Annotated in this window: 21 protein-coding genes; all 21 read right to left on the bottom strand. The window is 68.8% G+C overall.

What is annotated here, in order from left to right; translation table 11 throughout:
- Positions 1–76 precede the first annotated feature (76 nt).
- The 21 genes from FFI97_RS08995 to FFI97_RS09095 all read right to left on the bottom strand — a co-directional run bounded on the left by FFI97_RS08995 (position 77) and on the right by FFI97_RS09095 (position 23,015).
- Positions 77–484: a hypothetical protein gene (locus tag FFI97_RS08995; RefSeq protein WP_062474612.1), complete on the bottom strand. Its 408-nt coding sequence runs from the start codon at positions 482–484 to the stop codon at positions 77–79.
- A 78-nt stretch (positions 485–562) separates the two neighbouring features.
- Positions 563–2,800 carry a M1 family metallopeptidase gene (locus tag FFI97_RS09000; protein WP_139701708.1) on the bottom strand — a complete coding sequence of 746 codons (2,238 nt, stop codon included), beginning with the start codon at positions 2,798–2,800 and terminating at the stop codon, positions 563–565.
- 656 nt (positions 2,801–3,456) lie between these two features.
- Positions 3,457–4,773, bottom strand: coding sequence for an MFS transporter (locus FFI97_RS09005; protein ID WP_139701709.1), 1,317 nt, complete (start codon positions 4,771–4,773; stop codon positions 3,457–3,459).
- A gap of 47 nt (positions 4,774–4,820) precedes the next feature.
- Positions 4,821–5,927 (bottom strand): porin, encoded by a 1,107-nt coding sequence (locus FFI97_RS09010; RefSeq protein WP_139701710.1) that lies wholly within the window; start codon positions 5,925–5,927, stop codon positions 4,821–4,823.
- Between the two features lie 57 nt (positions 5,928–5,984).
- Positions 5,985–6,953, bottom strand: a complete 969-nt coding sequence (locus FFI97_RS09015; protein WP_139701711.1) for a PDR/VanB family oxidoreductase — start codon at positions 6,951–6,953, stop codon at positions 5,985–5,987.
- Positions 6,954–6,976: 23 nt separating this feature from the next.
- A complete protein-coding gene (locus FFI97_RS09020) occupies positions 6,977–8,020 on the bottom strand; it encodes an aromatic ring-hydroxylating oxygenase subunit alpha (protein WP_139701712.1) in 1,044 nt (347 codons plus the stop codon).
- Positions 8,021–8,031: 11 nt separating this feature from the next.
- Entirely contained in the window at positions 8,032–8,253 is a 222-nt protein-coding gene (locus tag FFI97_RS09025; RefSeq protein ID WP_062474598.1) for a recombinase-like helix-turn-helix domain-containing protein, read from the bottom strand.
- Between the two features lie 30 nt (positions 8,254–8,283).
- Positions 8,284–9,453 carry an FAD-dependent monooxygenase gene (locus FFI97_RS09030; RefSeq protein ID WP_139701713.1) on the bottom strand — a complete coding sequence of 390 codons (1,170 nt, stop codon included), beginning with the start codon at positions 9,451–9,453 and terminating at the stop codon, positions 8,284–8,286.
- Positions 9,454–9,485: 32 nt separating this feature from the next.
- A complete protein-coding gene (locus tag FFI97_RS09035) occupies positions 9,486–10,472 on the bottom strand; it encodes a Bug family tripartite tricarboxylate transporter substrate binding protein (RefSeq protein WP_139701714.1) in 987 nt (328 codons plus the stop codon).
- A 14-nt stretch (positions 10,473–10,486) separates the two neighbouring features.
- On the bottom strand, positions 10,487–11,458 hold the full coding sequence (locus FFI97_RS09040) for a VOC family protein (RefSeq protein WP_139701715.1): 972 nt from the start codon (positions 11,456–11,458) through the stop codon (positions 10,487–10,489).
- 13 nt (positions 11,459–11,471) lie between these two features.
- The gene (locus FFI97_RS09045; RefSeq protein WP_062474590.1) at positions 11,472–12,947 is read right to left on the bottom strand and encodes an aldehyde dehydrogenase; all 1,476 of its coding nucleotides are present in this window, start codon (positions 12,945–12,947) and stop codon (positions 11,472–11,474) included.
- 8 nt (positions 12,948–12,955) lie between these two features.
- Positions 12,956–13,756, bottom strand: a complete 801-nt coding sequence (locus FFI97_RS09050) for an aspartate dehydrogenase (RefSeq protein ID WP_139701716.1) — start codon at positions 13,754–13,756, stop codon at positions 12,956–12,958.
- Positions 13,757–13,776: 20 nt separating this feature from the next.
- The gene (locus FFI97_RS09055; protein ID WP_139701717.1) at positions 13,777–15,474 is read right to left on the bottom strand and encodes a thiamine pyrophosphate-binding protein; all 1,698 of its coding nucleotides are present in this window, start codon (positions 15,472–15,474) and stop codon (positions 13,777–13,779) included.
- Positions 15,467–16,303, bottom strand: a complete 837-nt coding sequence (locus tag FFI97_RS09060; protein ID WP_139701718.1) for an SDR family oxidoreductase — start codon at positions 16,301–16,303, stop codon at positions 15,467–15,469. The genes FFI97_RS09055 and FFI97_RS09060 overlap by 8 nt, the downstream gene beginning before the upstream one ends.
- A gap of 20 nt (positions 16,304–16,323) precedes the next feature.
- Positions 16,324–17,157, bottom strand: coding sequence for an IclR family transcriptional regulator (locus FFI97_RS09065; RefSeq protein ID WP_070060330.1), 834 nt, complete (start codon positions 17,155–17,157; stop codon positions 16,324–16,326).
- A gap of 36 nt (positions 17,158–17,193) precedes the next feature.
- Positions 17,194–18,063, bottom strand: a complete 870-nt coding sequence (locus tag FFI97_RS09070; protein WP_144004409.1) for an alpha/beta fold hydrolase — start codon at positions 18,061–18,063, stop codon at positions 17,194–17,196.
- Positions 18,064–18,094: 31 nt separating this feature from the next.
- Complete coding sequence (locus tag FFI97_RS09075; RefSeq protein WP_062474577.1) at positions 18,095–18,631, bottom strand: cupin domain-containing protein; 537 nt, start codon at positions 18,629–18,631, stop codon at positions 18,095–18,097.
- Between the two features lie 43 nt (positions 18,632–18,674).
- On the bottom strand, positions 18,675–19,490 hold the full coding sequence (locus FFI97_RS09080; protein WP_139701719.1) for an SDR family oxidoreductase: 816 nt from the start codon (positions 19,488–19,490) through the stop codon (positions 18,675–18,677).
- Positions 19,491–19,510: 20 nt separating this feature from the next.
- Positions 19,511–20,494: a Bug family tripartite tricarboxylate transporter substrate binding protein gene (locus FFI97_RS09085; RefSeq protein WP_139701720.1), complete on the bottom strand. Its 984-nt coding sequence runs from the start codon at positions 20,492–20,494 to the stop codon at positions 19,511–19,513.
- Positions 20,495–20,685: 191 nt separating this feature from the next.
- Positions 20,686–21,945 (bottom strand): D-amino acid dehydrogenase, encoded by a 1,260-nt coding sequence (locus tag FFI97_RS09090; RefSeq protein ID WP_139701721.1) that lies wholly within the window; start codon positions 21,943–21,945, stop codon positions 20,686–20,688.
- A gap of 53 nt (positions 21,946–21,998) precedes the next feature.
- On the bottom strand, positions 21,999–23,015 hold the full coding sequence (locus FFI97_RS09095) for a 2-dehydropantoate 2-reductase (protein ID WP_139701722.1): 1,017 nt from the start codon (positions 23,013–23,015) through the stop codon (positions 21,999–22,001).
- Positions 23,016–23,024 lie beyond the last annotated feature (9 nt).

Genomic DNA, 23,024 nt, shown 5'->3' on the forward strand with positions numbered 1-23,024 from the left:
CGGCCTCCTCCTTGATTTCGCTGCGGGAAGCACCCAGTGTCCTGCGCACGATGGGCGCTGTCGTGGTGCCGGCCTCTCAAAGCTTGTGCGCTTCCACCGGTCCCTGCGAATAGAACAGGAAGTAGCCCGTCTGGGTTTTGAAGCCGTTCTTCTGCCAACCGGGCGGCACCTTGAAGATGCCGAGCTGGTCGCTCGAGATGCCGACGAAGGACGTGTTCTCCGTGTCGGTGGTGATGCGGCTCCAGCGCTCGCGCGTCACCGGCTGCATCTGCATCTTGGGCTCGCTCCATTCGGGCGTGCGCACCTTGTCGCGCATGATGTAGCGGTCGCCGTCGCGCTCGATCTTGACGACCTCCTTGAGCACGCCGTTACGTTCGACGGCGTAGACGCCGACCAGCTCGGTCTCGGGCCCGCCGCGTGCGCCGCAGGCCGAGAGCAGTGACACGCAGGCCACTGCCAGCAAAGAATTCAGAAGAGTTTTCATGGGATTCGAATGAAGTGACGCATGCGCCGTCCGACGGCACATGCGGGGTTCACGAAAGAAGAGTCAACTCAGCCCGACTCAACGCTTCTGGTTCTCGCGCAGCGGCAGCTTGCCCTGGAAGCGCAGCGCGTGCGGGTACTCTTCCTTGCCGCCCGCGTCCACCGCCGCCATCTTCTGCTGGCTCAGCTGCGTCTTGGCGAGCAGCGGCGCCGGCAGGTTGAGCACGCCCTTGATCTGGTCGTACTGCGCCTGCGTGATGCGCCCCACGCCCAGCAGGCGGAAGGCATCGCGCTCGATGTTCAGCAGCAGCGGCTTGTTGCCCGCGAAGTTCTGCACCTTGGCCAGCAGGTTGCTCCAGGACTGCGCGCTGTAGTTGCTCACGTAGTAGTCCTGCCCCGTCGGCCCGGCGAGCACCGCGGTGCAGCCCGGCAGCTCGACCTGCGTGGCGTTGTTCGACATCACGAAGGTCTCGCGCTTTTCCATCGCGTCGCCGTACGCCAACGTGACGGGAATGGTCCACGTCGAGGCCGGGAACTGGTTCTGGTTGGGGAACGACTCCTGCGTGATGTTGACGTAGGTGCGGTCGCCGGCGCACTGCGCATCGACCGTGAGCAGCGGAATGCCGGTCTGGCGGATGAAGCTGTCGCCGATCTCGCTCACCTTCTTGCCGCCGGCGGCCTTCTCCAGCGAGGTCCAGAGCCGCGTGGGCGTGACGTTGCCGAACGCGTAGTCCTTCAGGTAGATCTGCAGGCCCTTCTGCATCGCCTCTTCGCCGATGTAGTTCTGCACCATCTCCAGCACGTGGCTGCCCTTGTTGTAGACAAAGATCGCCGGGCTGATGAAGCCGAAGGAGCCCGCGTCGTTCAGGTTGCGCTGCACCGGCACGGCCGAGGGCTTCAGGTCGGCCACGATCACGTTGTGCTTATCCAGCACGTAGTCGGAGAAGCTGTAGTACTCCGGGTGGAACTTGATCGTGGTGCGCCGTTCGAACCAGCGCGCGAACGATTCGTTGAGCCACACGTTGTCCCACCAGTCGAGCGTGACGAGGTCGCCGAACCACTGGTGGGCCACCTCGTGCGTGACCACGGTCACCGAGTACAGCGTGGGCTTGTCGCCGGGCTTGGTGAGCACCGCATCGGCAAACTCGAAGATCGCACCCCAGTTCTCCATGCCGCCGAAGCCGGTGTTGGGCTTGTTGTCGTAGCTGTCGTTGGCGGCCACGGTGTCGAACTTCTTGAAGGGCAACGAGATGCCGGTGTACTTGTAGTAGTAGTCCATCGACACCTTGGTCCACTCCATCGCGAACTTGGCCCAGTCGGAGCGGCCCGGCGGCGTGAACCAGCGCAGCGCCATGTCGCTGCCATCGAGCGGGTTCTTGAAGGTGTCGGCCAGGATGTCGAACTTGCCGCCGCCGAAGAAGGCCAGGTACATCGGCATCGAAGGCGTCTTCTCGAAGGCCACGCGCTGGTAACCGTCGGGCAGTTTCACGGCCTCGGTCTGCGCGCCGTTGGACACGGTCTTCCAGTCGCCCGGCACCTCGGCCGAGATCTCGAAGGTGTGGCGGAAGGCCGGCTCGTCCCAGCCCGGGAACCACTGGCGCGCGAAGTTGGTTTCGCCCTGCGTCACGATGGCGTCGCTGCTCACGCCCTCGGGCGTGGAAAGGCCCACCTTGAAGATGCCCGACGCGGCCGAGCACAGCGGGTTCTTCGCCATCACTTCCGGCGTGCAGTACTCGGCGTCGGAGAACTGGATCTTGCCGTCCCACTCCATGTGCAGCAGGTACTTGCCCTTGGCGATCTGGCCGTCGTTCAGGCGCAGCTGCACGAAGTCGCCGCGCGTCTGCGGCGTGGGAATCAGCGGGATCGCCTCGCCCGGCTTGGACACCTTGCGCAGCGTCGTGCGCCCGCGCGCAAAGTTGAGGTCGTGCGCGGCGACGACGATGGCGTCGACCGGCTTGAGCACGTCGATCTCCACGTCGGCGCGGCCCACGAAAGTCTTGAGCGCCGCATCGGGGCGGAACCACAGCTTGTAGTTCACGGGCCAGACCGTGTCGGGCAGTTCCATCGGCCGGGCCGAACGATCGACCGCGGCCACCGCCGATTCGGGTGCGGCGGGCACGCCGTCGTCGGGGGTCTTCTTGGTGGTGTCGCCGCTGTCGGCCACGGGCGCGTTGGCCAGCGACGGCGCGTTCAGGCCGGAGCCGCCGAACGATGCGCCACCGCCGCTGTCTCCGCCGCCGCCGCAGGCCGTCAGCGCGGCAAGGGTCACGGCCGTGAGGGCCAGGCAATGAACGACAGGTGTATTCAGTGATTTCATGATCGCCTCTGGGTACTCTTGGTAAGGAACATGCGCCGCACCGCAGGCACCGGCGGATAGCCGGTGATGCGCGTGACGCGCGCGGGATGAGTGGAACGACAGATCGACAGGAAATGCGGGCAGCACAGCGCCCTCCCGGCGAACAAACCGTTCGTCAGGAACGCAGGCTCAGGCCGGACCGCACCGCATGTGCTGCGGTGGTCCCAGAATGCGCGGGGCGAGCGGCGCCATTCCCGTCAAGACGCGGGGTGTTGGGGGGAGCGTGTGAACGCGGTGGGGTGTCGCGGGCCGGGCTCAGTGCCCGTGCATCGACGCGATGCGTTCACCCGTCAGGTGAACGGCCGAGGCCATGGCGAAAGCGATGGCGACGGCAAGACTGGCTGCGGCTCTTGTGGTTGATTTCACGCGCATTCCCTCGTCCGTTGAAGTGCACGCAGTTGTAGCTGATCGATGCAATGAGCTCAACGATCCGCGGAACTTTTCTCTCTCCAATTGTTCGCGCGCGATAGGCCGAATGGCGTCATGACATGCAACGCATGCCATGCACTACGAAGATGGTTCTGCGACCGAAACACCTGCTCACGCAGATGACAAAAACACGGGGCCTTCACTGTGACGAAGCGGCCACAGTACGAAGGTTCAAGCCACGGCGAAGGCTACGAAAGCTGTGAACCAGAGACTGCAGCAGTGCGTTGCGCGCGCTCGCGCCACCACAGCAGAAAGCCGCATGCGAACACGACGACCTGCGTGCCGATGAGCAGTGCAAAGCCCGCGAAGAAACCCGCCGCCGACGAGGCCGCGGTCACCGCCGTGTTCGCTGTGCCCGAGCCATGCGACACCGCGGTGATCACGCCGCCCATCAGCGCCGGCATGAAGCCCGCCACGAGGCTGCCCACGCCGTTGGTCACGCCGAAGGCGCTGGCCGTGTGCTCGGGCCGCGAGCAGTGCTGCACGGTGCTCGGAATGGCGGGGCTCTGCAGGCCCCAGAAGAAGTTGGCCGCCACGAGGCAGGTCGCGGCCATGTACGGGTCGCGCGCATTGATGGCCAGCAGCACCGACAGTGCCACGCCCGCGCTCGCGCCCATGAAGATGAAGGGCACGCGGTCGCGCCCGAGCTTGTCGATGAGCACGCCGCCCGTGAACACCGCGAGCACCGTCGCGTACTGCGGCAGCGACGCGATCCAGCCCATCTCGCGCAGCGAGAAGCCGCGCGCCTCGCGCAGGTAGGTCGGCAGCCAGTTGCTGCTGCCCCAGAGATAGGCCAGCGCCGCCGAGGTCAGCAGCGTGATGAGGAACAGGTGCCGCGTGTGCAGCGCGCCTTTCACGATGCCCGCCACGCGCGACATCGCATCGCCCAGCGACGAAGGCTTGATGCCGTCGCCGTGCCCCGCGGGCATGCGCACGAAGGCCAGCACCAGCGGAATGCCCAGCACGATGTTGAGCACGCCCAGCACGTGGAACGAGCTGTCCCACTCGAACTGCGTGAGCAGGTAGCCCACCAGCGGGTAGCCCACCGCCAGGCCCAGGCCCGTGCCCATGTTCACCAGCGCATTGGGCTTGCCGTTCTCGTGGCTCTGGAAGTGCGCCTTGATGTACGACGAAGCCAGCGAGAACAGCGGCCCCTCCGACACGCCCAGCAGCACGCGCGAGGCCAGCAGCAAGCCGTAGCTGTTGAACATGGGCGAGGCCCAGGTCACCACGCCCCACAGGATGAGGCCGTAGATCAGGCTGCGCCGCACGCCGAAGAGCGCCGAGCAGAACGGCGTGAGCACGAAGGCAGAAATGCCGTAGCCCAGCATGAAGGCCGTGGCCAGCAGGCCCTGGCTCACGCGGTCGGAGGCGTCAATGCCCACATGCTTCAGGAAGGCCGCATCGGTGATCAGCACCGCGATGTTGATGCGGTCCACATAAGAGATCGCCACGATCACGAACAGCGTGATCACGCCGTACCAACGGAAGTTCTTGCTCTGCATGACCGGGGCTCTCTCTTGCGTGGATGGTGCGCGCTGTCTTGCCGCGCCTAGAACATGTGCCGCATGCCGAACTCGACGCCGCTGGAGGCGCGGTTGGGCATGGTGATGGCGCCGGCCAGGGCCTGCGTCGCACCGTTCTTGTTGCTGATGCGCGCGATGGTGCCGTACACCGCCGTGCGCTTGGACAGGTTGTGCACGTAGCCGATGGCCAGCTTCGACGACGTGGGCTCGCGCACCGCGTTGGCGGGCTCCAGCCTGTAGCGCGCGTACGAGGCCTTGATCTCGCCCGGCCCGATGGGCAGCTGGAAGCCGACCAGCACGCCCTTGGCATCGGTGCTGCCCTTCGATTCCTTGTACAGCTCGCTCGTGAGCTTGAGGTTCATGAGCGCCGCATCGAAGGTGTAGGACGCGCCCAGGTTGGTCACGCGCAGGTCGCCGGCGGCGTAGCGCGTGCGGCCGGTGGCAATGGCCACGTTGAGACCGCCGCTCTGGTAGCCGAAGCGCGCGCCCGTGTGCTGGCCGTCGCGCTTGTTCGACACCTGGGTGCCGGGCAGCACCGAGTTCGAGTCGTTCTCGCCCATCGCGTACATCACCTGGCCGTAGAAGCCGCCCAGGTTGGCGGGCAGGAAGTAGCCGATGCTGTTCGAGGCGCGCGTGCCGGTGGGTGCCACCAGGCCGCCCAGGCCCGAGAAGTAGATCTGGTTGGCGCCGATGCCGCCGCCGGTGCCGAAGGGGTCGAAGATCGCGGTGTTCCAGAAGGCGGGCACGTAGTCGCGGCCCAGGCGCACTTCGCCGAAGGGGCCGGCCAGGCTCACGGTCGAACGGCGGTTGAAGCTCAGCACGCCAGGCGTGCCGTTGCCGCTGGCCTGGTTGTTGGAGTTCGACGGAAAGCCCGTGCCGCTGTCGTTCTGCAGGCCCATCTCGAGCCAGAAGTTGGCCGAGTAGCCGCCGCCGAGGTCTTCCGTGCCGCGAAAACCGAGGCGGCTGAACATGTTGCCGCTGTTGCCCAGCTGCGTCTTGTGGGCCGATCCGTTGCCGCTGCCGCGCGTGTAGACCACGGAGGCGTCGACGACACCGAACAGCGTCACGGAAGATTGGGCCAGCGCTCCGCCAGCCGCGGTGGCCGCAGCCATCGCGATCAAGTACTTTTTCATTGAATGTCTCGGTTGGTTTTCTTCTCTCGGCCGTCTTTTAGGTTGTGGCCTTGTTGCTCAGATATCCAGCACCAGCCGCTCGCCCTTGCAGCGAGAGACGCAGATCATCATGGTCTTGTTGGACGCACGTTCGATCTTGGTGAGGATGCCGTCGTGGTGATCGACTTCGCCCTCGAGCACCGCCGTTTCGCAGGCGCCGCAGACGCCTTCCTTGCAGCTGTGGTCGGGGTTGAGGCCAGCGTCGATCAGGCTGTCGAGAATCGACTTGCCCGGAGGCACTTCGACACTCTTGCCGCTCTTTGCGCACTGCACCACGCAGGTCTGCGTGGCGCTGGGCGCCTCCACATGCACGGCGGCGAAGCGTTCGATGTGGGCGTTGGCATAACCCAGTTGCTCGCAGCTCTTTTCGAAGGCGTCGAGCATCGGCGTGGGGCCGCAGCAGTAGTAGTGGCTGGTGGCGCCCTTGCCGGCCAGCATCGATGCGAGGTCGGGCGGTGCGCCCTTCTCGTCGTCGAAGTGCCAGGTGAGCTGCACCGACTTCTCGGTGGCCAGCGCTTCGATGGCGTCGCAGAAGGCGGCTTCCTTGCGGGTGCGCGCGCAGTAGACGATTTCGACCGGCTTGCCGATGGCGATGAGCCGCTGCAGCATGCACCAGATGGGCGTCACGCCGATGCCGCCGGCCACGAGCACCGAGCGCTCGGCGCCCTCTTCCAGCTTGAAGTTGTTACGCGGCGCCGAGATGGGCAGCGTCATGCCCACGCGCAACTGCTGGTGCACGTAGCGCGAGCCGCCGCGGCTCTTGCGGTCGTTGAGCACGCCCACCACGTAGCGCTGGCGGTCGCTCGAGGGGTTGCACAGCGAGTAGCTGCGCACCAGCCCGTTGGGCAGGTGCAGGTCGATGTGGGAGCCGGCCTCGAAGGCGGGAAAGTCCACCGCCGGCGTGGCCGGCCGGAACTCGACGCTGACGATGCCGTCGGCCTCGTAGCGCATGGTGTGCACGAGGGCGTTCAGCGTGGGAGAAGACATGGCGATGCTCGCTTGCTTGCAGTTCAGGCCGTGGCGGCCTCGGCTTGCGCCAGCTGCGCCTGCGCGAGGTTGCGCATGTGGCGACGCAGGCGGACGATGCCCAGGTCGTGCTGGTACAGGTTCTCGTGCTGGTTGGCGTCGGCTTCCATCTCTTCGAGCATCACGCGGTCCTGTTCCAGCACGTGCCAGTGGCGCGCCTCGAGGCGGTTCTTGTAGAGGAAGCGCCAGGTGTCGCGCTCCCAGCCCGGCGCCAGCTTGCGCGCGCGCCAGAAGAAGGTGGCGGTCATGCCGTTGGCCATCGGCGAGAAGGCACCGATGATGATGAAGTTGCCGCCGGGGCCGCCGGTCTTCGGGTACGGAATCTCCAGGCGCATCCAGTGGATGCCGGTGTCGGCCCACTCGGTCCAGTCGAAGTTGACGTTGCGCTGGCCTTCCTTCTCGAACACGAAACCGATGTCGGTCGGGCGCACGCCGAACTTGGCGCTCGAATCGCCCTCGGCCATCGAGTGCGACTGCTTGTGCAGGTACGTGCCGTGCATCGGGTCCATCACGTTGTCCAGCACGTAGCGGTAGTCGCCCTTCCACTCCGTGTAGCACAGGAAGTTCGAGTACTCGGCTTCGTCGGTCAGCTGCTCGGGCAGCACCAGCGGCGGCGGCACGTCGACCGGCTCCTTCGAGTTGTAGAGAAACACGGCGCCCGCGCGCTCCTGCACGTGGAAGTGGCGCGTGGCGCGCGAGCCTTCGAGCTTGCAGCCGGGGCTGCCGGGCACGCGCGTGACCACGCCGTCATGGCGCACTTCGACGCCGTGGTACGGGCACGAGAGCCGGTCGCCCAGCACCACGCCCTGCGACAGCGGTGCGCCGCGATGCGGGCAGCGGTCTTCCAGCGCGTGCAGCACGCCTTCGCCGTCGCGCCACAGCGCAATCTTGCGGCCGAGGCGGCGCAGGGAGATCGGGTTCTCCTTGATGAAGTGCGAGGGGCAGATCGGGTACCAGAGGTCCTTCAGGCCGATCTCGAGCAGGTGGTCGACCGGATCGGCGGGAACGGGATGGATGGCGATGGTCATGGTGGTTCTCCTCAGGCGGCCAGCGTGGCCATTTCCTTGCGGTACAGCGCCTCGGTCCATGCGAGGCCGCCCGGCGTGGCCAGGCCGCTGTCGTTCAGGCGTTGCACCAGGCCCGGCAGGTCGTGGATGCCGTCGGCATAGGCGCGTTCGATCACGTCGCCCAGCAGGTCTTCGTAGGTGGTCGCGGGGCGCTGGCGCGCCTGGTGCGGTTGGAGAAAGCGGTCTTGTTGCATCGTGAGCCTCCGTAAGCGAGGGGAAAAATTTCAGACGGCAGCGGCAGCAGCGCCTTGCGCCGGCACGCCCAGCGGCACGGCCCAGGCGTCGTAGGCGTACACCCAGTCGGCGTTGCCGCCTTCGCGCAGCCAGTTGTTGCCGCGCGAGCCGAGCTGCACCTGGCTGGCGCGTTCGATCCGTGCCGTCTGGTAGGCCTGCAGCGCGGCGGGAATACCGGCCATGGCCACGCCGTCGAGGTGGCGCGACAGCACCACGGCGTCTTCGATCGCCATGCCGGCGCCCTGCGCCATGAAGGGCAGCATCGGGTGCGCGGCATCGCCCAGCAGCGCCATGCGGCCCTGCGCCCAGGCGGGCATGGGGTCGCGCTCGTACAGCGCGGTCTTCAGCACCGTGTCGCAGGCGTCGAGCAACGCGCGCGCCTCGGGGTGGTAGGCCACGTACTGCTCGCGCAGCTCGTCGACGCTGCCCGGCGCGGTCCACGACTCGAGGTGCCAGGTGTCCTGCGGCGTGGTGGCGAAGATGAAGATGTCCTTGCCGCGGTTCAGCGGGAAGGTGACGATCTGGCTCTGCGGGTTCGGGCCCCACCACTTGGTGAAGGCGCCCAGGTTGGGCACGCCGGCCACGCGCTCGGCGGGCACCACGGCGCGGTAGGCGACGATGCCCGTGAAACGCGGGCTCTCGGCGCCGAACATCGCGGTGCGCACGCCCGAGTGGATGCCGTCGGCACCGATCAGCACGCCCACGCGGGCGCTGGTGCCGTCGCTGAACGACAGGGTCACGCCCTTCTCGTCGGCCGCGATGGTCTCGGCGCGCTTGCCCAGCGCCACGCGCTCGGCGGGGAACATGTCGGCCAGCGCGGCCAGCAGGTCGGCGCGGTGGATGGTGAGCTGCGGCGCGCCGTAGCGCTGTTCGGCCGAGTCCGCCATTTCGAGGCGCGAGGTTTCTTCGCCGCTGTCGTAGGTGCGGCTGATGCGGTGCGACGGGCGTGCCGCCGTCACGCGGGCGGCGTCGCCCACGCCCAGGCCGTCGAGTGCGCGCACGGCGTTCGGCGTGAGGTTGATGTCGGCGCCGACGCGGGCGAACTGTTTCGCCTGCTCGAACACGACCACGTCGTGCCCCGCGCGGCGCAGTGCGATGGCCGCGACCAGGCCGCCGATGCCGGCACCGACGATGCCGATGGTGGATTCGCTTGTCTGCATGGTCTCTGTCTCTCTTTGTTCTTGGGGGTGGCTCACTCGGCCACGATGTTGCGGGCCTTGATGATCCGGGCCCAGACGGCCGTCTCATCGCGGATGTGGGCAGCAAACTCGGCGGGCTTCATGGCCGCGTCGGTCATGCCTTGTGCCTTCAGGCGTTCGCGCACGTCGGGCTGGGCCAGCATCTCGGCCGCGTCTTTCGCCAGCTGCTCGACCACGGCGGGCGGCGTGCCCTTGGGGGCCAAGAGGCCGTACCACGAGGTCACGGCCACGCCCTGGATGCCCTGCTCCGCCAGCGTGGGGATGTCGGGTGCGGCGGCGCTGCGCTTGGCTTCGGTCACGCCCAGCGCAATGAGCTTGCCGTTCTTGATGAAGGGCATGGTCGCGGGCAGGTTGCTGAACATCAGCGGCACCGAGCCGCCGAGCACGTCGTTGAGCGCGGGCGCCGTGCCCTTGTAGGGCACGTGCAGCAGGTCGATGCCGGCCTGCTGCTTGAACAGCTCGCCCGCCAGGTGCAGGCCGCTGCCCACGCCGGGCGAGGCATACGACAGCGTGTTGGGCTTGGCCTTGGCCATCGCCACCAGTTCCTTCGCGCTCTTGATGCCCGAGGCCGGCGACGCCACCAGCACGTTGGGCGCCTTGGCGAGCATGGTGACGGGCACGAAGTCCTTCTCGATGTTGAACGGAAAGTTCGGCATCAGCGTCGGGTTGATCGTGAGGTTGCCGGCCGGCACCACGAGCAGCGTGTGGCCATCGCCCTTGGCGCGCTTGACCTTGTCGATGCCGATGTTGCCCGCCGCGCCCACCATGTTCTCGACCACGGCCGCCTGGCCGTAGCGCTTGGCCAGGCCGTCGGACAGGATGCGGGCCAGCGTGTCGACCGGGCCGCCGGGCGGGAACGGCGAGACGATGGTGAAGCGGTCGCTCGACAGCTGCTTGTGCGCGTCGCTCTGCGCGTGCGCGGGCAAGGCGATGGCCAGCGCCGCGGCGGCCAGCAGGGAGAAAGAAAAACGTCGTTGCATGAGGGTCACCGGATTCATTTCTTCTCGGTCAGGAAAGCACCTTTCGGGCCTTCAGCGTTCTTCTGTCGACGGGTGTGGCCATCGAGGCCGCCATCGACCGCCCATTCGGCGAACACGGTCGGGCCGGGTTCGAATTCGCGCGGCTGCCAGTCGGCGGTGAGCTGGTCTTCGTCGGCGTAGTACTCGATGAGGCCGCCGGCCGGGTTCTTGAAGTACCAGAAGTACGCCGACGACACCGGGTGGCGGCCCGGGCCCAACTGGGTGTCCCAGCCGCAGCGCGAGAAATGCAGGCCGCCGCCGAACACCTCGTGGATGTCGCGCACGGTGAAGGCCACGTGGTTGAGCCCGCGCTTGCCCGACGGGATCTGCAGCAGGAACAGGTCGTGGTGGCCGCCCTCGGGCGCGCAGCGCATGAAGGCGCCGCGGTTCGGATAGCCGTCGGACGACACGAAGCCAAAGCGCTGCGCATAGAACGCGCTCGTGCCCTTCACGTCGCTCACGAAGAACACGACGTGGCCCACCTCGATCGGCGTGGCGCGTTCGTAGATCGGTGCGGGCTGGTTCACGCGCGGCTTGGCGTTCCAGGTGTTCATGGCGCCGCAGTCGACCTCGACCGCGCGCTTGCGGCTGACCTGCAGGCGCACCGCCAGGCCGTTGGGGTCGGTGCAGCCGATGCGGCGCGCGCCGTCGACCGTGGTGTCGACGAAGGCCGGGTCTTGCGCGATGGCGGCGGCGTAGCGGTCCAGGTCGGCTTCGCTTTCCACGCCCCACACCACTTCGCGCAGCGTCGGGCCCTCTTCCATTGCGGGCGGCAGGCCGGGCTTGTCCCACGCCGCAACGACCACCTTGCAGCCGTTGAGGCACTCGAAGACGAGTTCGTCGGCGGCTTCGGATGTGAGTGCGAGGCCCCAGTCCTGGAAGAACTGGCGGCAGGCGGGCAGGTCGTCCGCGCCGTAGGTGATCTGGTCGATGCCAAGTACGCTCATCGTGTGCTCCTGTTCAGTTCGCCCACGGGAGCGGTTGTTCGTTGGTGCCCCAGTACATGCTCTTCTGTTCCATGTACTGGAAGATGCCTTCGCGGCCCTTCTCGCGGCCCAGGCCGCTGTCGCGCCAGCCGCCGAACGGCGTCGAGACCGAGAACTGCTTGTAGGTGTTGACCCAGACCGTGCCGGCCTGCACCGCGCGGCCCAGCTTCCAGGCGCGCTTGAAGTCGCGGCTCCACACGCCCGCGGCCAATGCGTAGACGCTGTCGTTGGCCTGCGCGATCAGTTCTTCCTCGTTGTCGAAAGGCATCGCGACCAGCACCGGGCCGAAGATTTCTTCCTGGCTGATGCGGGCGTTGTTGGTCAGGCCTTCGAGGATCGTCGGCTGGTAGAAGTAGCCCTTGTCGTAGTCGGCGCCGTGCGGACGCACGCCGCCCGTGCGGATGCGCCCGCCCTCGGACACGCCCAGGTCCACGTAGCGCTCGATGCCCTCGCGGTGCTTGGCCGTGATGAGCGGCCCCATCTGCGTGCGCTCCGAGGCCGGGTCGCCCACGCGCAGCGCATTGGCGCCTTCGGCCAGCCGCGTCAGGAACTCGTCGTAGATGCCGCGCGCCACGAACAGGCGCGAGCCCGCGATGCACGACTCGCCCGACGAACTGAAGATGCCGTACAGCACGCCGTTCACCGCATGGTCGAGGTCGGCGTCGTCGAGCACCATGGTGGGCGACTTGCCGCCGAGTTCGAGCGACACCGGCATCATCTTGTCGGCCGCAATGTGGGCGATGTGCTTGCCGGTGGTGGTGCCGCCGGTGAACGACACGCGCTTGACCAGCGGATGCTTGGTGATGGCGTCACCAATCACCGAGCCCTTGCCCGGCAGCACGCTCACGATGCCCTTGGGCACGCCGGCCAGCTCGCAGATGCGCGCCAGTTCCAGCGCCATGAGCGGCGTGACTTCCGCGGGCTTCACGACCACCGCGTTGCCGGCCGCCAGCGCGGGCGCCAGCTTCTGGGCTTCGCTCGCGATGGGCGAGTTCCACGGCGTGATGGCCGCGACCACGCCCATGGGCTCGTGCACGCTCATCGTGACGAAGGCGCCGCGCGAGGGGGTGATGGTTTCTTCGAGCGTCTCGAGCGCGGCGGCGAAGAACTGGAAGGTGCCCGCGGCGCTGGCCACGAGGTTGCGCGTTTCGCTGATCGGCTTGCCGTTGTCCAGGCGCTGCTTCTGCGCCAGCGACTCGCCCTCTTCGCGGATCAGCTGCGCCACGCGGTGCAACACGGCGGCGCGCTCGTGCGGCAGGCGCTGGGCCCAGCCGCTGGTGCGAAAGGCGTGGTCGGCGCGCGTGATGGCTTCTTCGACGTCGGCCAGGCTCGCGGCCTTCAGGCGCGCGATGGGCTCGCCGGTGGCCGGGTACAGGCTTTCGTAGACGTCGCCGCCGCCCAGGCGCCATTCGCCGGCGATGCAGATCGGAAGGAGTTCGGTGGAGATCATGGGGTGGCTCAGATGGCAAGAGGCGCGACGCGGTTGCGCAGCGCGCGCACGGCGCTGTACACGGTCAGGGCCGAGGTCTTGGGGTTGGCCGCGAGCGGCTTGTTGCGCATGGTCAGCGCGAAGCTGCCGAAGGCGCCTTCGGCTTCGACGGTGTGCACGTTCTCGGTGGTGGCCGGGTCGGCAATGAGGCGCACCAGCGTCTGGTCCAGGCCCAGGCCCGCGAGCGAGACGGTGGCCGCCACGTTGGCGTTCTTCGGATAGAGCAAGGCCGCTTCGCGCGCGCTGCCTTCGAAGATCACGGTTTCGTGGGCCAGCGTGTCCAGGTTGCGGCCCTGCTCGGCCGGCGTGCCCTTCCAGGCCTGCGGCGGCTTGCGGCCGGTGTAGCGCACGCTGTCCAGGCCGCCGATGCGGGCCGCGGCCAGCGCGTCGATGCCGCCGATGGCGCCGGGAATCAGCTGCACCTGCGTGCGGCCGGCAACGGCGGCGGCTTCGAGCTTCTCGGCGAAGCCCGTGGCCGACAGCGCGCCCACCGACGCCACCACGCAAGGCGTGCCGCGTGCCAGCGCGGGCAGCACGTGCTCCTCGATGGCGGCATGGCCGGCGGTCTCGACCACGAGGTCGATGCCGTCGGCGGGCACGGCGCTGCCCACCTGCGCGTCGGGGGCGACCTTCTGCGCGGCGGCAATGCCTTCGGCCGGCACGACGATGGCCACCACCTTCAGGGCGGGATCGCCGCGCAGCAGTTCGAGCACCGAGGTGCCGATGGCTCCGCAGCCGACGAGGGCGATGCGCGTGATGGCAGTGGTCATGCGTGGGACTCCGCGTTCGCTCACTTGGCCGCGCCGAGCGCGGGAATCTGCGTGACCGTGTTGGTCGGCGGGCCGGCGAAGCTGGTCTTGAAACCGCCGATCGACAGCATGTCGATCTCCAGCAGGAACGGGCCGTTGGCGGCGAGCGCCTGGTCGAGCTGCGCCGGCAGGTCGGCCAGGTCTTTCACGCGGGCGTGCGGCAGCGCGATCGACTTGCACAGCAGGTCGTAGTCGGGCGTGTGCAGCTCGGCGTAGCACTGGCGGCCGCCGTACTGCGCGTCCTGGATGTTCTTGATCACGCCGTAGCTCTTGTCGTTCATGAGCACGATGACCATGGGCGCCTTCTCCTGCACCATGCAGGCCAGCTCGCCCAGGTTCAGGATGAAGCCGCCGTCGCCGGCCAGGCAGAAGGTCTTGCGGCCCGAGCCCGTCACCGCCGCGCCGATGGCCGCGCCGATGGCCATGGGCATGCCCTGGCCGATGCCGCCGCCCGTGGCGTGCACGCCGGCGCTGGGTTCGAACACGCGCAGCTCGCGGTTGCCCCAGGTGCTGTTGGACACCGTGACGTCGCGCACCCAGTTGAACTTGCGGCCGGCCACCGACTGCAGCTGGCGCACGAGCTCGGCGTACGGGCCGAGGCCGTCGCGCAGCGTGGCCACGGCCTGGTCGTGCGCGGCGCGCAGGTCGACCAGCAGCTGCGGGTCGGCCTGGTACTTCGCGGCTTCGAGGCGGTCGGCCAGGCCGTCGAGGGCCAGCGAGGAATCACCGCAGACAAAGGCTTCGGATGCGTAGCAGCGGCCTTCGGCGGCGGCATCGGCGTCGATGCGGTACAGCGGGCGCGGCAGCTTCAGTTCGTACTTGAGCGTCTCGTTGCCGCGCAGGCGCGAACCGACCACGAGCATCGCGTCGCAGGTCTGGTAGAAGGCCTCGACCGGCTTCTGGATGTTGTAGGCGCCGAGCGAGCCGGCGTCGTCCTCGGGCACCGTGCCGCGGCCCTGCGTGGTCGTGACCACGCCGAAGCCCAGCTTCTGCAGACGCTGGATCGCACTGCGCGCATGGCGGGCACCGCCACCGACCCACAGCAGCGGACGCTTGGCGGCGACCAGGCGCGCGGCCAATGCATCGAGGCCGGCGGCCGAAGGCACGGGGCGCTCGATGGGCAGCGGCGACAGGTCGGCCGGCATGGTCGTGAGCGCCGACTGGATGTCGATCGGAATCTCCACGCTCACCGGGCCGGTCGGCGCCGTCATGGCGAGCTGCACCGCGCGCTTGAGCGTGCCCAGCACCGTCTCGACGCTGCGCACACGCAGCGCGGCCTTCGACACGGCCTTGAGCATGGTGAGCTGGTCGGGCGCTTCGTGGATGTACGACATGCCCTTGTCCAGGTACGGCGTCTCGATCTGGCCCGTGATGTGCAAGAGCGGCGCGCCGGCCGTCAGTGCCTCGACCATGCTGCCGGCGATGTTGCCCGCGGCCGGGCCGGTGCTGGTGATGCACACGCCCAGGCTGGCGGTGGAGCGCGCATAGGCGTCGGCCATGTTGCCCGCGCCGGCCTCGCCGCGCGCCGAGATGAAGCGCACCGTGCCGCGCTGCGCGAAGGCATCGAGGATCGGCATGTTGTGGATCGAGATCACGCCGAAGGCTGCCTTGACGCCGCACTGCTCGAGGAACGCGGCGACGACGGCGCCGACCGTGACGGTGTTGTTGGGGTTATGCATGGCGGGAATGGCCTCCGGAGATGTCGATGTGGCTGCCGGTCGTGTACGACGCGAGCGGTGAAGCAAGGAAAAGGATCGCGCGCGCGGCTTCGGTCGGAAGCCCCAGGCGACCCAGCGGGATGTGTTTGGTGGTGGCGAGCTGGCGGCTCCAGGCGGCCCAGTCCTGCGACTTGTCTTCGCGCGCCTCGAAGCGGCGGCGCCACTGGCCCGACTCGACCAGGCCGATCAGGATGCCGTTGACGCGCACGCCCTGCGGCGCGAACTCGGTGGCCATGGAGCGCACGAGGTTCAACAGGCCCGCGCGCGCGGCCGAGGTGGCGACCATGTGCGGCTCGGGCTGGCGGGCCAGCAGCGAGTTGGCGCAGACGATGGCGGCATCGCCGAGCACCGCGCGCTGCGCCGTGAGCTGCGGCAGGAAGGCGCGCGTCGGGTGGATGACCGAGAAGAACTTCAGGTGAAGCTCTTGCATCCAGGCCGCGTCGTCGGTGTCGGCGAAGGTGGAGACACGCCCCTGCCCTGCGTTGTTGACCAGCATCGAGGCCGGGCCGAGCGCGGCCTCGCTGGCGGCGGCGAAGGCGCGCACCGAGGCGGCGTCGAGCACGTCGCAGGTCTGCGCGAACAGCTTGGCGTCGGGGTACTGCGCGCGCAGGCCGGCCACGGCGGCATCGAGCCGTTCGGCGTTGCGCCCGCACAGCGCCACGGCGGCGCCGCAGCCGAGCAGCAGCTCGACGGTGGCCAGGCCGATGCCCGACGACCCGCCCGTGACCACGGCCACGCGGCCGGCCAGTGCGTCGGCGGCGAAGAAGGAGGAAGGGGCGGAGGTCGTCATGGTCAAACGGAAATCAGTCGTCAGGCGCTGCGCAGCGGCACCACCTTGCTGGTGCGCGCGGGCGAGTAATTGAGCAGGCCCGAGATCTCGTCGGCGGTGCCGCGCACGCGCTGCACCATCTCGTCCATGCGGTTCTCGTCGATGTGGCCCGAGGTGATGGTGGCGCCCAGCGCCGCCACGATGTGGCCGCTGTGGTCGCGCACCGGCGCGGCGATGGTCGAGATGTTCGATTCGAAGAAGCCCTCGCCCAGCACGTAGCCGCGCTGGCGGTCGGCCTGCACCATGTCGAAGAGTTCGTTCACGGTCTTGGGCGTGCTCGGCGAGAAGGTCTCGAGCTTGTCTTCGGGGTACAGCGCGCGCAGCTGCGGCAGCGTGAGGTCTTCGAGCAGGATGCGGCCCAGCACCGTGGCGTGGGCCGGCAGGCGCGTGCCCACCGTGACCGAGCTGGCGAACGGCGTGGCCGGTGCCACCTTGGCGACGTAGACGATCGAACGGCCGTCGCGCACCACCAGGTTGCAGGGCGTGCGCAACTCGTCGCACAGGCGGTTGAGCAGCGGCGTGCCCAGCTGCGTGAGTTCCAGCGAGGCCAGGTATTCGAAGCCCAGGCGCAGCACGGCCAGGCCCAGGCGGTAGTCGCGTCCGCCCTCGGCGCGCTCGAGAAAACCCATGTTCTCCAGCGTGGTGAGCAGGCGGAAGACGGTCGAGCGCGGCAGGTCGAAGCGGCGCGCCAGCTCGGGCGCGGACAGCGTGCGGCTCTCGCGGCTGAACTCGCACAGCACGCGCAGGCCGCGCTCCAGCGCGGGCACGTTGTAGCGGTCCGCGCCCTCTTCCATCACTTCGTTGTCGGTGGCCATCTTGGAATTCCTCTCGGTTGTCTTGTTCGTGTCGGGTCAGCCGGCGAGCGATTCGCGCAGCAAGGCGGCGACGGCCTGCGGTTGTTCCACATAGCCGGCGTGACCCGCATCGTCCACCAATTCGAGGGGCACGCCGCAGCGGCGCGCGACTTCTTCGCAGGCGGTGGGCGGCGTGACGACGTCGAGCGCGCCGCAGGCCACGCGCACGGGCATCGGCGGCGGCAGGTCGGCCAGCAGGTCGGCGTTACACAGCAGCTCGACGGCCTGGCGGTAGCCGTGGTCGTTCAGCCGCGCCATGTTCCAGCGCACCCACTGGCGGGCGTGTTCGCTGGCGCCGTCGGACACGAGCCGGCCCGCACGCTTGGCGGCCATGCCGGCAATGCCGAGGTCGTCGAGCGTGGCCAGGCGTTCGGCGCGCACCTTGGCGCGGGCGTCGATGCGCGCGGCAGCGCCGTAGCCGATGGCAGGGCTCACGAGCACGAGGCGGCGGACGCGGGCACTGGCGCTCGAACCGCTGCGCGCAGCTGACGCGGCGACGATGGCGCCCAGCGAATGGCCGACGAGCACGCAGGAGCGGATCGACAGCGCGTCGAGCATTTCTTCAAGGCGTGCGGCGTAGTCGGCGGCGGTCGGCGCGGCCGAGGCCAGCGGCGTCGAGCGGCCGTAGCCCGGTGCATCCCAGGCGATGAGGCAGGCCTGCGGCGCCAGCAGCGCCGCGGTGTCGAGCCACGAGGCCGCGCCCGAGCCGATGCCGTGCAGGCACACGATCACGGGGCCCTGCCCGCATTCGCGCACCGACACCACCGCGCCGCCGCCCACCGCGACGTCGCGGGCCGGAAAGCGCGCGTCGAGCCGCGCCAGCTCGGAAGCCGGCAGGGTATGCGCGGAGATGTCGACGGTGCTCATGGCCTGTTCGCTCGCTTGCTTGCTCGCTCGCTCAGCGCTTGATCTTGGCCAGCGGGTGGTCGGCGGGGTACGTGGGCGTGACCGGCTTCTTGGCGCCGAGCATCACGCACATCAGCGCGTCTTCGTCGCCGATGTTGATCTCTTCGCGGTACACGCCGGGCGGCACCGAGATCAGGTCGCGGTCGGTCATGATGGTTTCGAAGCGCTCGCCGTCCTTCTCGATGACGACCTTGAGCTTGCCGCGGATCAGGAAGAACACCTCTTCCACGTCGGTGTGGATGTGCGGCGGGCCTTCGTGGCCGGCCGGGATCACCATGGTCGAGAAGGTGAAGTGCTCCGAGGGCACGGTGTTGGTGTCGGCCGCGACACCGGTGCCGCCGGTGCCCACGTAGCGCATCTGCGCGCGGCGGAACTTGGGGTCGAAGTCGGCCTGGAACTTCAGCGCGTCCCAGTCGTACTTGCGGGTTTCGTAGCGGGCGATGCGGGTGTTCATCCACTCGGCCAGGCTGCTGCCCTCGGGCTGCGCCAGGGTGTTGTTGATCTTCTGCTGTTCGGACAAATCGCTCATGGGTGTACTCCTTGGTCGGGAAATTCGGTCGGTGGTGACGGGTTCAGTGCATCGCGAAGCCGCCGTTGACGGCGAGCAGCTGGCCGGTGACGAAGCGCGCCAGGCCGGACAGCAGGAACACGGTCGCGCCGCAGACGTCGGCCGCCTGCTGCTCGCGCGGGATGGCACGGCCTTCGAGGTACTTCTGGTGGCGCGCCATCGGCACGTACTCGGTGGCCTCGACCAGCGTGAGGCCGGGCGCCACGGCGTTCACCGTGATGTTGTCGCCGCCCCATTCGCGCGCCAGCGAGCGCGTCATGGAAATGACGGCGCCCTTGCTCGAGGCATAGGCCAGCAGGTTGGGCGCGCCCCACAGCGCCGTGTCCGACGCGAGGTTGACGATGGCGCCACGGCCGCTGGCCGCCAGCGCAGGGCGGCAGGCGCGGCCCATGAGCCAGCTGCCGCGCACGTTGACGTTCATCACGCGGTCCCACATGTCGATCTCGAGCTGGTGCGCATCGCGCCCGCCCGAGTTGGTGATGGCGGCGTTGTTGACGAGGCCGTCGAGCCCGCCGAGCAGGCGCACCGCCTCGGCGGCGCCCGCCTCGATGGAGGCCGGGTCCGACAGGTCGATCGCCAGCGCGTGCGCCGTGCGGCCGGCCTCGCGCAGTGCCTTGGCTTCGGTCTCGGCCAGCTCGCCGAGGATGTCGGCCAGCACCACGCTCGCGCCCGCCGCGGCCACGCACTGCGCGAACGCCAGGCCCAGGCCGCGCGCACCGCCGGTCACGAGCACGCGGCGGCCGGCCAGCAGGTTGGCGGGCATCTCGGCCAGCAGGGCCTGCAGGCTGGAGGGATCGGCGATGGCTTTGAGGTCGGTCATGGCGGGCGTCTCCGTGAGGTTCAGTCGGCCTGGATGCCGAGTTCCTTGATGACCTTGCCGAAGCGCGCGAAGTCGGCGGCGTTGGTCTTGGCCAGCACGTCGGCGTCGCCGCCCACGGGCGTGGTGCCCAGCACGGCCATGCGCGCGACGATCTCGGGCATCTTCAGGATCTCGTTGAAGTGGCCGTTGAGCGTCTTCACGATTTCGGGCGGCAGGTTGCGCGGGCCCCACAGGCCGTTCCAGGCGGTGAGCTCGACGTCCTTGTAGCCCAGCTCGGCGAAGGTCGGCACCTTGGGCGCAAGCGGCGAGCGCTCGCGCGAGGCCACGGCCAGCGGGACCATCTTGCCGTTGGGCATGTAGGGCGCCACCGGGCCCAGCGTGATGAAGGTCACCGGCACGTGGCCGCCGAGCACGTCGTTGACGGCGGGCGCCACGCCCTTGTAGGGCACGTGCGCCAGGCTGGTGCCCGAGGCGCGGGCGAACATCTCGCCCAGGATGTGCATCGGCGAGCCGCTGCCCGGGCTGGCGTAGCTCAACGACTTGCCGCCCTTGGCCGCGGCCACCGCGTCCTTCAGGCCGGTGTAGCCCTTGGCGCCGCTGGCCACGAGGAAGAGCGGCAGGTTGCCGGTCTGCACGATCGGCGTGAAGCCGTTGAGCACGTCGTAGCCCGAGGTGCTGCCGGTCTTGAGCACCAGCTGCGCGATCGAGAAGGTGCTGGGCGCAAGCAGCAGCGTGTAGCCGTCGGGCGCGGCCTTCGACACGAAGGCGCTGCCGATGATGCCGCTGGCACCGGGCCGGTTGTCGACCACCACGGGCTGGCCGACGCGGGCCGAGAGCTTTTCGGCGTACAGGCGCGCCAGGGCGTCGGTGTCGCCACCCGCCGGATAGGCAACGACCAGCGTGATCGGCTTGCTGGGGTAGGTGTCTGCCCAGGCGAATCCGGAAGCGCAAGCGGCGGCCAGGGAGACGGCAGCGGCGATGGCGAGGCGGCGAGTGTGTGTCATCGGGGGTCCGTGGAATCGGTGGTTTGTTTCATTAGAGAAACAACGATTTATTAATGGAACACCGCAAGAATACCGACGAAGACAACTTCATGACTAGGTAAAAACCCTAGTTGAGGTGAAGCCAGGCTGCGCGGCCCACGAAAAAGGGCGGCCGTTTCGGGCCGCCCTTCGAGGGTGGGAGCGGGGTTGGGCTACCCGCCGTAGCGCGCGACGGTCAGGCCTTCCATGTCGATCTCGGGCGCCCTGCCCGCGACCAGGTCGGCCATCACGCGGCCGGTGCCGGCCGCCATGGTCCAGCCGAGCGTGCCGTGGCCGGTGCTCAGCAGCAGGTTGGGCACGCGGGTGGCACCGATCACCGGCGTGCCGTCGGGCGTCATGGGGCGCAGGCCGGTCCAGAAGGACGCGTCGCGCACCGGGCCGCCGCGCGGGAACAGGTCGGTCACGACGTGCTCAAGCGTGTCTCGCCGTCGCGCATCGAGCGCCAGGTCGAAGCCCGAGAGCTGCGCCGTGCCGCCCACGCGGATGCGATCGCCCAGGCGCGTGACGGCGACCTTGAAGGTCTCGTCCATCACGGTGGATTCGGGCGCGCCGCGCGCGTCGGTGATGGGCACCGTGATCGAGAAGCCCTTGACCGGGTACACCGGCAGGTCGATGCCGAGCGGGCGCACCAGCGCGGGCGAGTAGCTGCCGAGCGCGACCACGTAGCGGTCGGCGGTGAAATGGCCCTGGTCGGTGCGCACGCCGGTCACGCCCTTCCCCGCTTCGTGTTCGAGGGCCTGGATGTTCACCCCGAATCTGAACTGCACGCCCTCGGCCTCAGCCAGCTTGGCCAGCGCCTGCGTGAACTTGAAGCAGTCGCCGGTCTCGTCGCCCGGCAGGCGCAGGCCGCCGACGAACTTGTCCTTCACGGCGCCGAGTGCGGGCTCATGCAGCACGCAGCCGTCGCGGTCGAGCACCTGGTAGGGCACGCCCGACGCCTTCAGCACCTCGACGTCCTTCGCGGTGCCGTCGAGTTGTGCCTGCGTGCGAAAGAGCTGCAGCGTGCCCTGCATGCGCTCGTCGTAGCGGATGCCGGTGTCGGCGCGCAGCGCCTTCAGGCAGTCGCGGCTGTATTCGGCCAGCCGCACCATGCGGCCCTTGTTGAGTTCGTAGCGCGCCTGCGTGCAGTTGCGCAACATCGACAGACCCCAGCGCCACATCGCCGGATCGAGCATCGGCTTGATGACCAGCGGGCTGTGCTGCATGAGCATCCACTTGATCGCCTTGACCGGCACGCCGGGCCCGGCCCAGGGCGCCGAGTAGCCGGGCGACACTTCGCCCGCATTGCCGAAGCTGGTTTCGAGCGCGGGCGCCGGCTGGCGCTCCAGCACCGTCACCGCATGCCCGGCGCGCGCCAGGTAGTACGCCACCGAGGTGCCGATGACACCGCTGCCGAGAATCAGGACCTGCATGACAACCCCTCCCTCTTGAAAGCCGCCATGGGCCGAGGGTACAGGGTCGGCGACTAGAGGCCCAGTGCGTCCTGCAATTGGCGTGCCGTCCAGCGCTTCTGGTTTTGCGGCCAGGCCTCGAGCAGCGCGACCATGCGCGCGTTGCGCGGCGCGCTCAGGCCGTGCTCCTGCGCGAGCCGCACCACCTCGCCACTCAGTGCGTCGATCTCGGTGCGACGGCCCAACGCGAGGTCGTCGGCCATGCTGGAGCGCGCCTTGGCGTCGATGCGCAGCATGCGCGCCGCGACGATGCGAAACAGCCAGTCGGGCAACCGCAGCAGGCCCGGCAAGCGCCGCGCCGGCACGGCCGCCACCTGCGCGGGCACGATGCCGCCCGTGCGCAGCACGCCCAGCGTTTCATCGATGAGCGCCGCGAAGCAGCGGCGGTAGCCCCGCTGCATGAGCTCGTCGCGCAGCGGCAGGCCCGACAGCGCATTGACCGGGTTGTTGAGGTTGAGCAGCAGCTTGCCCCACTGCACCGGCAGCAGGTCGGCATGCAGGTCGAGCGGCACGCCGGCGCGCTCGAACATGGGCAGCCAGTCGCGCAGCGCGGGGTCGTCTTCCGCGGCCAGCCGACCGGGGGTGCCGCGATGGAAGGCGCCGTCGTCGATCTCCGCCACGTTGTACGGCACCATGCCGGCGCGGATGTTCAGCGACGGGCCGGCCTGCCCCGCGGCGGCGCAGTTCGAGATGCCGTTCTGCAGCGACACCACCGTGGTGCCGGCCGGCAAGGCAAAGGCCAGTTCGCGCGCCGCCTCGGCCGTGGCGCCGCTCTTCACGCACAGCAGCACCAGCGCGGGCCGCGCGCCCACCGGGATCTGCTCGCAGAGGCGCAGCGTGGGCGCCGCCAGCTTGTGCCGGGCGCCGTCGAGGTCGGTGAGCGTGAGGCCGTGGCGCGCGAGCTTGTCGAGCACGCGCGGACGGCCGACGAAGGTGACGGGCACGCCCGCCGCCGCCAGGCTGCCGCCGATGAAACAGCCGATGGTGCCCGCCCCCATCACGAGCACTTCACCGGGGATCGCGTCGGACATGAAGTGCTG

It is taken from the genome of Variovorax sp. KBS0712, from assembly GCF_006323185.2.
GTDB lineage: Bacteria > Pseudomonadota > Gammaproteobacteria > Burkholderiales > Burkholderiaceae_C > Variovorax > Variovorax boronicumulans.

Excerpts from the sequence above, each read along its gene's own strand:
- FFI97_RS08995 (WP_062474612.1), bottom strand. The coding sequence starts at position 484 with ATGAAAACTCTTCTGAATTCTTTGCTGGCAGTGGCCTGCGTGTCACTG.
- FFI97_RS09000 (WP_139701708.1), bottom strand. The coding sequence starts at position 2,800 with ATGAAATCACTGAATACACCTGTCGTTCATTGCCTGGCCCTCACGGCC.
- FFI97_RS09005 (WP_139701709.1), bottom strand. The coding sequence starts at position 4,773 with ATGCAGAGCAAGAACTTCCGTTGGTACGGCGTGATCACGCTGTTCGTG.
- FFI97_RS09010 (WP_139701710.1), bottom strand. The coding sequence starts at position 5,927 with ATGAAAAAGTACTTGATCGCGATGGCTGCGGCCACCGCGGCTGGCGGA.
- FFI97_RS09015 (WP_139701711.1), bottom strand. The coding sequence starts at position 6,953 with ATGTCTTCTCCCACGCTGAACGCCCTCGTGCACACCATGCGCTACGAG.
- FFI97_RS09020 (WP_139701712.1), bottom strand. The coding sequence starts at position 8,020 with ATGACCATCGCCATCCATCCCGTTCCCGCCGATCCGGTCGACCACCTG.
- FFI97_RS09025 (WP_062474598.1), bottom strand. The coding sequence starts at position 8,253 with ATGCAACAAGACCGCTTTCTCCAACCGCACCAGGCGCGCCAGCGCCCC.
- FFI97_RS09030 (WP_139701713.1), bottom strand. The coding sequence starts at position 9,453 with ATGCAGACAAGCGAATCCACCATCGGCATCGTCGGTGCCGGCATCGGC.
- FFI97_RS09035 (WP_139701714.1), bottom strand. The coding sequence starts at position 10,472 with ATGCAACGACGTTTTTCTTTCTCCCTGCTGGCCGCCGCGGCGCTGGCC.
- FFI97_RS09040 (WP_139701715.1), bottom strand. The coding sequence starts at position 11,458 with ATGAGCGTACTTGGCATCGACCAGATCACCTACGGCGCGGACGACCTG.
- FFI97_RS09045 (WP_062474590.1), bottom strand. The coding sequence starts at position 12,947 with ATGATCTCCACCGAACTCCTTCCGATCTGCATCGCCGGCGAATGGCGC.
- FFI97_RS09050 (WP_139701716.1), bottom strand. The coding sequence starts at position 13,756 with ATGACCACTGCCATCACGCGCATCGCCCTCGTCGGCTGCGGAGCCATC.
- FFI97_RS09055 (WP_139701717.1), bottom strand. The coding sequence starts at position 15,474 with ATGCATAACCCCAACAACACCGTCACGGTCGGCGCCGTCGTCGCCGCG.
- FFI97_RS09060 (WP_139701718.1), bottom strand. The coding sequence starts at position 16,303 with ATGACGACCTCCGCCCCTTCCTCCTTCTTCGCCGCCGACGCACTGGCC.
- FFI97_RS09065 (WP_070060330.1), bottom strand. The coding sequence starts at position 17,157 with ATGGCCACCGACAACGAAGTGATGGAAGAGGGCGCGGACCGCTACAAC.
- FFI97_RS09070 (WP_144004409.1), bottom strand. The coding sequence starts at position 18,063 with ATGAGCACCGTCGACATCTCCGCGCATACCCTGCCGGCTTCCGAGCTG.
- FFI97_RS09075 (WP_062474577.1), bottom strand. The coding sequence starts at position 18,631 with ATGAGCGATTTGTCCGAACAGCAGAAGATCAACAACACCCTGGCGCAG.
- FFI97_RS09080 (WP_139701719.1), bottom strand. The coding sequence starts at position 19,490 with ATGACCGACCTCAAAGCCATCGCCGATCCCTCCAGCCTGCAGGCCCTG.
- FFI97_RS09085 (WP_139701720.1), bottom strand. The coding sequence starts at position 20,494 with ATGACACACACTCGCCGCCTCGCCATCGCCGCTGCCGTCTCCCTGGCC.
- FFI97_RS09090 (WP_139701721.1), bottom strand. The coding sequence starts at position 21,945 with ATGCAGGTCCTGATTCTCGGCAGCGGTGTCATCGGCACCTCGGTGGCG.
- FFI97_RS09095 (WP_139701722.1), bottom strand. The coding sequence starts at position 23,015 with ATGTCCGACGCGATCCCCGGTGAAGTGCTCGTGATGGGGGCGGGCACC.